Below are 7012 nucleotides of genomic sequence, written 5' to 3'. Positions count from 1 at the left end.
ACAGATGAAGAACTCTGTGCTGAGGCAAATAAGTGGGAGATGCGTCACGGCGGTATTTCCGGACGTACGGCACAGCAGTTTATCAATTACCTGCAGGGTACAGTGGAGATTTAAGATGCTGTATCGGATTACGGACGGCACACTGGCCATTGGCGGTGAAAATCTTCTGGAGCATTTCGATTTTGAGATCAAGGGGCGGGAACGCATTGCCATTACCGGTCCGAACGGTTCCGGAAAAACAACGTTTTTGCGGCTGATTGCCGGGGAGCTGTTTCTGGAAAGAGATGACCGCAGGCAGGGTGAGGGCATTTATCTGGCAAGAAATGTGACTATTGGCATGCTGAGACAGCAGATCTTTGAGAATACTGCCCATACGGTGCAGGAAGAGATGATGGTGCTGTGCCCTTCCAGAGATACCTGGGACCGGGAGCGCTTCGAATTCGAGCAGGAATATGACAGGATTTTTACTGGCTTTGGCTTTGCAAAAGAAGATAAAGAAAAACGTTTGTCGGATTTTTCCGGAGGAGAACAGACAAAGATTGCTATGGTACGGCTGCTCCTGGAAAAACCGGATATCCTGTTGTTGGATGAGCCAACGAATCATCTGGACATGGAGAGTGTCCGGTGGCTGGAAAATTATCTGCAGAATTATTCGGGCGCGGTTGTCATGGTTTCCCATGACCGATATTTTATTGATGAAACGGCAGAAATTGTCTATGAGCTGACAGATAAGAAACTTGTACGTTATGTGGGCAATTATACCCAGTTTCGACAGCAGAAGCTGAAGAATCTGGCCATCTGGAAGAAGCAGTACGAGCAGCAGCAGGCAGAATTGGAACGGCTGAATCAGCTGATCGAGCGTTTCAAGCACAAACCGAAAAAGGCAGCCTTTGCTCGATCCAAGAAAAAATTGATAGAGCGCATGGAGAAATTGCCGACTCCGCCGACACTGGCAGAACATATTTTTACCGGGGAACTGGTACCTGCGGTGATGGGTGGCAAATGGGTAGCTGAGGCAGAAGAATTGAAGATTGGTTACGACGGCAAGGCTATTGCAGAACTTTCATTGCGCATCCGACGGGGACAGAAGATCGGCATTATCGGGCCAAACGGTGCCGGCAAGACGACTTTTCTCAAGACAGTAGCGGGACTTCTGGCACCTGTCAAGGGTAAATGTCAGCTGGGACTTCATATAGAACCGGGATATTTCGATCAGCAGTCGGCAGCATTGACATCTGACAAGAAAGTGCTGGAGCATTTTCATGACCTTTTTCCTGCCATGCCGGAGAAAGATGTCAGGAATGAACTGGCAGCATGGCTTTTTGAAGGGGCTGATGTGCAGAAAACGGTCAGCGACCTTTCCGGCGGTGAGAAAGCCCGGCTCGTACTGGCAGAAATCCTTGAAAAACGGCCGAACTTCCTGATGCTGGACGAGCCTACCAATCATATGGATATTCCGGCCAGAGAAACCCTGGAATCTGCTTTTAGAGTTTACAAAGGCACCATGCTCTTTATTTCCCATGACCGTTATTTCATTGAACAGGTGGCGGATGCGCTGCTGATTTTTGAGAACGGTCAGGTATCTTATTACCCATTTGGCTACAGACATTATATGGAACGGCTGGAGCGGATGAATCAATACCGGGCTGCCGGTGTTTCAGAAAAAGACGCCGCCGTTGTCCTGGGACAGATGACCGCCGAGGACCAGGCCCTCATTGCGGGCTTGAAAAATGTGCCGAAGGGCGCTACACTGCTTGGACATGAACTGTCCACAGACCAGGCCTTTCTCGACTGGCAGTTAAGATTGGCAGCAGAAGCTATGGCAGATGCGGCTGAGAAAGCGGAGAATTATTATCATTCGGTGAAGAAAATGAAGCAGGATGAGTGGGAAAAGTGGATAGAGCAGGTATGCGATGATGAAGTTGGTTCATCGGATGTCAAAGAACTAACTTCTGTTGATGAAAATCTATATCCCGAAAGTGTCGGAAGTCAGGTAGATGATGTATTAGAACAATGGTATAAGTCGTGTTTAGACTGGTACGATATCTGGGAAGAAATGCATCCTCAAGTGCTAGAACATAAAGAAGAATTAGTGATTGACAAGAATAATAGGTATATTATTGCTGAAATTAGAAATTCAGAAACAGAAATATCCTGATAAGAAAAATCATTTTCAGATGATTTTGAAATGCTTATTCAGGATATTTTTGTTTTAAGTATTCGTCAAGTTAGTTGGTGTTTAAAATTCTATTTTCTAGTCATTTTTTACAGCCTGAACCAGACAGCGCTTTTTGAAAAAAGCAATACCATAGCATAGAATCTGGTCATACCCATCTTCATATTCTTTGGCATACATTTTCTCTTCAATCTGCTGCAGAGCAGCGTCACAATCTGATTCCATCTGCTCAAGAGATTTTGAGTACTTTGCTTCGAAGACGGCAACGCGGCTGTTTTCAGTATCATAGACCACAACATCACTGCGGCCTTCACCATGTTCCTTATTGGATTCAACGATATAACTGGATCCTGCAAAGATACCTGCCAGAAAAGCGTGGTAATAATCTTCGAGATAATCATGGTAACTGATGGTTTTTCGCAGAAGTTTGGTCATTTCATCAGTGATTCGGGAACAGTCTGTATTCCAGACAGCCTGAAACAATGCCTGTCTGTTCCAGGTTCGGGCACTGTCGTCAAACCATTTGATAACGGTAGTCTCAAAGATTTCACGAATTTCAGCGTTTGGAATTTTCAGCGCATAGACACCGTCCGTCTGAGGGGCGGAAAGCTGTACGTTATCGGCTCTGGTCAGATAACCGGTCAGGTAAAGAATACTCCACAGATTATCTTCGGAAGAATGGAGATAATCATAAGTCAGATTTTCATCGATGTGCTGAAGAATGTATTCACCGGAGAGCAGTTTTTCAAGCTTTTTGGTGATGGTATTGCCTGCATAATCAATAAAAGAACGGATAATGGCATTATCACTGGTGTTTTTCCAATAACTTGAAGGTTGAGCTTGAGGATTTATCTGCAAATCTCGGAGGTAATTCATCACATCCCATGGACAGTAGACGTCAAAATCTCCGAAACGGTACCCGTCGTACCAGTATTTTACCTGTGAAGCATATATTTCTGCATGTGCTTTTTTGAGAAGCGTATTGACATCATTTTCAGTAAAACCGAAATATTCATTCAGGCGGGAATGACTGATGGTGTCGGATACAAAATTATTAGTGCCTGTAAAAATGCTTTCCTTTGCAATTTTGAGGCAACCGGTAATCACAGAAAAGCAGAGATTGGGGTTATCTTTGAGTGCGGTGCTCAGAAGCGTTTTAATCAGGCTGAGCATTTCGGTATAATACCCATGGCTGCTGGCTTTTGCAAGTGGAACATCGTATTCGTCCAGTAAAAGAATAACCGGTTTGTGATAATACGTTTTCATCATGCGCATCAGCAGAACCAGAGAACGGCTGAGGTGAATTTTGCCGGCAGTGCCTGCTTTCAATTCAAGAAAAATCTGTTTATCATCGCTGTCTATAATCGGACAATCAAGCAAATATGCATGTTCTTTGTATAAATCAGCAATCTGGGCAGCAAGCTGACCGTATGCGTCATCAAAATTCAGCCCATCCACATCTTTGAAAGTCAGAAAGAGTGTGGGATATTGATTCATCCATTTCTGGCAGGACGCAGTATCTTTGGAAATTTCAAGTCCTTCAAATAAAGTGTCACTGTTTTTATGAATATCGAAGAAAGCAGCCAGCATGCTCATGCCAAGGGTTTTGCCAAAGCGGTGGGGCCTTGTAATGAGGGTGACTTTTGCAGCAGAGTTGGTTAATAATTAGGCAATCAGGCCGGTTTTATCAACGTAGTAATATCCGTTTTGACGGATTTCTGAAAAGTCAGAAATACCAACAGGAATATTGAATGTTTGCATCATGCCAGCTCCTTTCTGAAAAAATAATCGAATTCGATGATGGTTTCAATGTAATTATCATATCACAGCAGCGGAGGTTTTACAATTACAGGCAGAGTTTGTTGTCAGGAATAATATTTACTTTTTGATTCATACTGATACAAAAGACACATTCTACGTGGAGGCTTATGTATGATTCAGAAAGTTGGCAATAATTCAATGATTTTTGAGAAGCCGCCGGTGATTCTGGCGGCTTCTTCTGTTGTAGGGGAGAAAGAGGGACAGGGACCTCTTGGACAGTATTTTGACCATGTGGAGAAAGACCCGAAGTTTGGCATGGAGACATGGGAGCAGGCAGAGAGTACCATGCAGTTGATGGCGGCAGAGAAAGCGATTAAAAAGGCCGGTTTATCCAAAGAACAACTGGATTTTCTTTTTGCCGGAGATCTATTGGGGCAGCTGATTGCTACATCTTTTGGACTGATGGAGCTGGAACGGCCGGTTTTTGGTGTGTATGGGGCATGTTCCACCATTGGAGAATCCCTGCTTCTGGCTTCTATGGCCCTGTGCGGCGGTGCAGGCAATTATGCGCTGGCAGTGACATCCAGTCATTTTGCAGGAGCTGAAAAACAGTTCCGCTTTCCTTTGCCCTATGGCAATCAGAGGCCGTTATCCGCCACTTGGACCGTTGTAGGTAGTGGAGCCGTGATCGTGGCGGCAGAAGATAAAAAAGGTAAAGCTATGGCGAAAATCACTGGCGGAACTCCCGGGCGCATCATTGATTTTGGTGTGAAAGATTCTATGAATATGGGGGCTTGCATGGCACCGGCGGCCTGTGATACCATTTGTCAGCATTTAAAGGATTTTAACAGGCAGCCCACAGATTATGATGCTATTATCACCGGAGATTTGGGGAAAGTGGGACAGCAGATTCTTCTGAAACTGGTGGCTGAACATGGTTATGATATCAGTGACAGGCATTTGGACTGTGGTATGCTGATCTTTGACTCGGAGAGCCAGGATACCCATGCAGGCGGCAGCGGCTGCGGATGCAGTGCAGTAACACTGGCGGCCTATCTGCTGCCGAAAATAAATCGGGGAGAATGGCAGAGAATACTATTTGTACCCACAGGCGCATTGTTGTCAACGGTGAGCTTTAATGAAGGACAGAGTGTACCGGGAATTGCCCACGGGGTTGTGATTGAGAAAATCTGATTGAATGATGGCAGTCGGACGATTAAGCAGTTTACTTAAGGGAATGTCAAGAAAAATCCTGTTTACAAAAGAGAAAACCCGCTGTAAAACCTCCCAATATAGGTTTTACAGCGGGTTTATTATAATGACTGAAACTTCTAATCCTCTTCCAGTCCTGCCAGCAGTCTGAGATTCTTCTTCAGTATCTGCTGTTCTTCATCAGAGATATCAGCCAGAATGTCGATATTCGCTGTATCGATAGTATCGAGAACCGGCTTCTCAAGGGCAGCCCCCTTCTCTGTCAAAACAACTTCTATGTAACGGCGGTCTTCTGTACTGACCTGGCGTTTTAACAGATCCTTCTTCTCCATACGATCGAGAATACCTGAAATTGTTGAATTTTCAAGTTTCAACTCCGCTGCAATTTCCTTCGGAGTCGTTTTGTCACCCTTCCACAGACAGTAGAGCACACCATACTGAACAGGTGTAACATCAAAGGGTTCCAGGCGTTTGCTGACTTCCTGGAAGACCCTGTGCTGAGATGTGGTGAGCAGATAGTTAATACATTGATTTAATTCCATGTTGCTCCTTTTCTTAATATACAAATAGCTTTATAACAGTTCGATGCATTTTGCCTGCCAAAATAATTGGCAGACGAACTATTTTAGTTTAAATGGGTTTTGGCGGATTGTCAAGCAATTCCAGAGAAATTTATTCAATTATTATAATGTCCATAAGGTTTAAAATGCCGGGATGGGGAATTTATAAGTTGGTTTGTTACAACAAAATTGATACCAAGTACTTCAATTGAAAGAAAAAAACTCAATCATTTTCAATTTTTGGCAAATTATACAAATTTGGATTGTGATTTTTGTGACAAAATCATTCAAAAATGGATAGACAAAATGAAAAAGAGATATTATAATAAGCACATACACAAACAGTTAGCGTACCAATAATTGTTTGTGACAATAATTAATTATGTATCATAAGTTTAGGAGGATGCTTTATGAACAATTTATTAATGGAAGTCGAAAACGAGGTAGCAGTAGTAACAATCAACAGACCAAAGTCACTGAATGCATTGAATAGTGAAACACTTGCAGAACTTGACCAGTGCTTTGGCGAAATTGCAGAACGCAAAGATATCAGAGTTGTTATTCTGACAGGTTCAGGCACAAAGGCTTTCGTTGCAGGTGCAGATATTTCTGAAATGGTGAATGCAACACCTGCTGAAGGAAGAAAGATGGGTCTTCTTGCTAAAGAAGCTTTCTTAAAGCTTGAAACAATGCCTCAGGTTACAATCGCAGCAGTTAACGGATACGCTCTTGGCGGTGGCTGCGAGATTTCTATGGCATGCGACATTCGTGTAGCATCTGACAATGCTAAGTTTGGTCAGCCAGAAACAGGTCTTGGTATTCTTCCAGGTTTCGGCGGCACACAGCGTCTCCCACGTCTTGTAGGCAAGGGCCGTGCAAAAGAACTGATCTTCACATGTGATCAGATCGATGCTCAGGAAGCTTACAGAATCGGTCTTGCTAATAAGGTTGTTCCTCAGGAAGAACTGCTTGATACATGTAAAGCAATGGCTAAGAAGATCATGTCCAAGGGTAGCTATGCTGTTTCTCTTGCTAAACAGGCTATCAACACAGGTATGGATACAGATCTTGCAAGTGGTCTTACACTTGAAGCAAATCTGTTCGGCTTATCATTCTCAACAGATGATAAGAAGGAAGGTATGACAGCATTCCTTGAAAAACGTAAAGCAAACCTGACAGATTTCTAATTGGATTGATCTGAGTTTAATTTAAGAGACGGTTTGACATTTTCGGGGCGAAATGCGCGGGTCGTATTTCGCCTCACTTAAATAAGAGAAGTGTTTATTTTTTAACAGAATAGTGT

At 43.6% G+C, this 7012-nt stretch carries 5 protein-coding genes and 1 pseudogene; 4 read left to right on the top strand and 2 right to left on the bottom strand.

All coding sequences use genetic code 11. The annotated features are described in order from the left end of the window. Positions 1–114, top strand: a 114-nt coding sequence (locus tag WMO25_RS12545) for a DUF815 domain-containing protein (protein ID WP_349085574.1), incomplete at its 5' end; no start/stop codon positions are given. 1 nt (position 115) lies between these two features. Continuing rightward, positions 116–2158 (top strand): ABC-F family ATP-binding cassette domain-containing protein, encoded by a 2043-nt coding sequence (locus WMO25_RS12540; RefSeq protein ID WP_349085573.1) that lies wholly within the window; start codon positions 116–118, stop codon positions 2156–2158. A gap of 96 nt (positions 2159–2254) precedes the next feature. Here WMO25_RS12540 and WMO25_RS12535 read toward each other — a convergent pair. After that, positions 2255–3937: pseudogene (locus tag WMO25_RS12535) on the bottom strand (AAA family ATPase). Positions 3938–4108: 171 nt separating this feature from the next. Between WMO25_RS12535 and WMO25_RS12530 the strand changes: the two are divergent. Next, complete coding sequence (locus tag WMO25_RS12530) at positions 4109–5131, top strand: stage V sporulation protein AD (protein WP_349085571.1); 1023 nt, start codon at positions 4109–4111, stop codon at positions 5129–5131. A 137-nt stretch (positions 5132–5268) separates the two neighbouring features. On the opposite strand, the gene WMO25_RS12525 is transcribed toward WMO25_RS12530, so the two are convergent. Continuing rightward, positions 5269–5691: a MarR family winged helix-turn-helix transcriptional regulator gene (locus WMO25_RS12525; protein ID WP_250800059.1), complete on the bottom strand. Its 423-nt coding sequence runs from the start codon at positions 5689–5691 to the stop codon at positions 5269–5271. 428 nt (positions 5692–6119) lie between these two features. On the opposite strand from WMO25_RS12525, the gene WMO25_RS12520 reads away from it, so the two are divergent. Beyond that, entirely contained in the window at positions 6120–6896 is a 777-nt protein-coding gene (locus tag WMO25_RS12520; RefSeq protein ID WP_015512657.1) for an enoyl-CoA hydratase-related protein, read from the top strand. Positions 6897–7012: the final 116 nt, after the last annotated feature.

Origin of the sequence: Coprococcus intestinihominis, from assembly GCF_040096555.1 — a bacterium.
GTDB lineage: Bacteria > Bacillota > Clostridia > Lachnospirales > Lachnospiraceae > Coprococcus_A > Coprococcus_A intestinihominis.
Note: the sequence above shows the minus strand (reverse complement) of the source record. Positions and strands in the feature narration are given on the sequence as shown.

Bases quoted from the DNA above. Each gene is read 5' to 3' on its own strand.
- WMO25_RS12520 (WP_015512657.1), top strand. From the start codon at position 6,120: ATGAACAATTTATTAATGGAAGTCGAAAACGAGGTAGCAGTAGTAACA.
- WMO25_RS12525 (WP_250800059.1), bottom strand. From the start codon at position 5,691: ATGGAATTAAATCAATGTATTAACTATCTGCTCACCACATCTCAGCAC.
- WMO25_RS12530 (WP_349085571.1), top strand. From the start codon at position 4,109: ATGATTCAGAAAGTTGGCAATAATTCAATGATTTTTGAGAAGCCGCCG.
- WMO25_RS12540 (WP_349085573.1), top strand. From the start codon at position 116: ATGCTGTATCGGATTACGGACGGCACACTGGCCATTGGCGGTGAAAAT.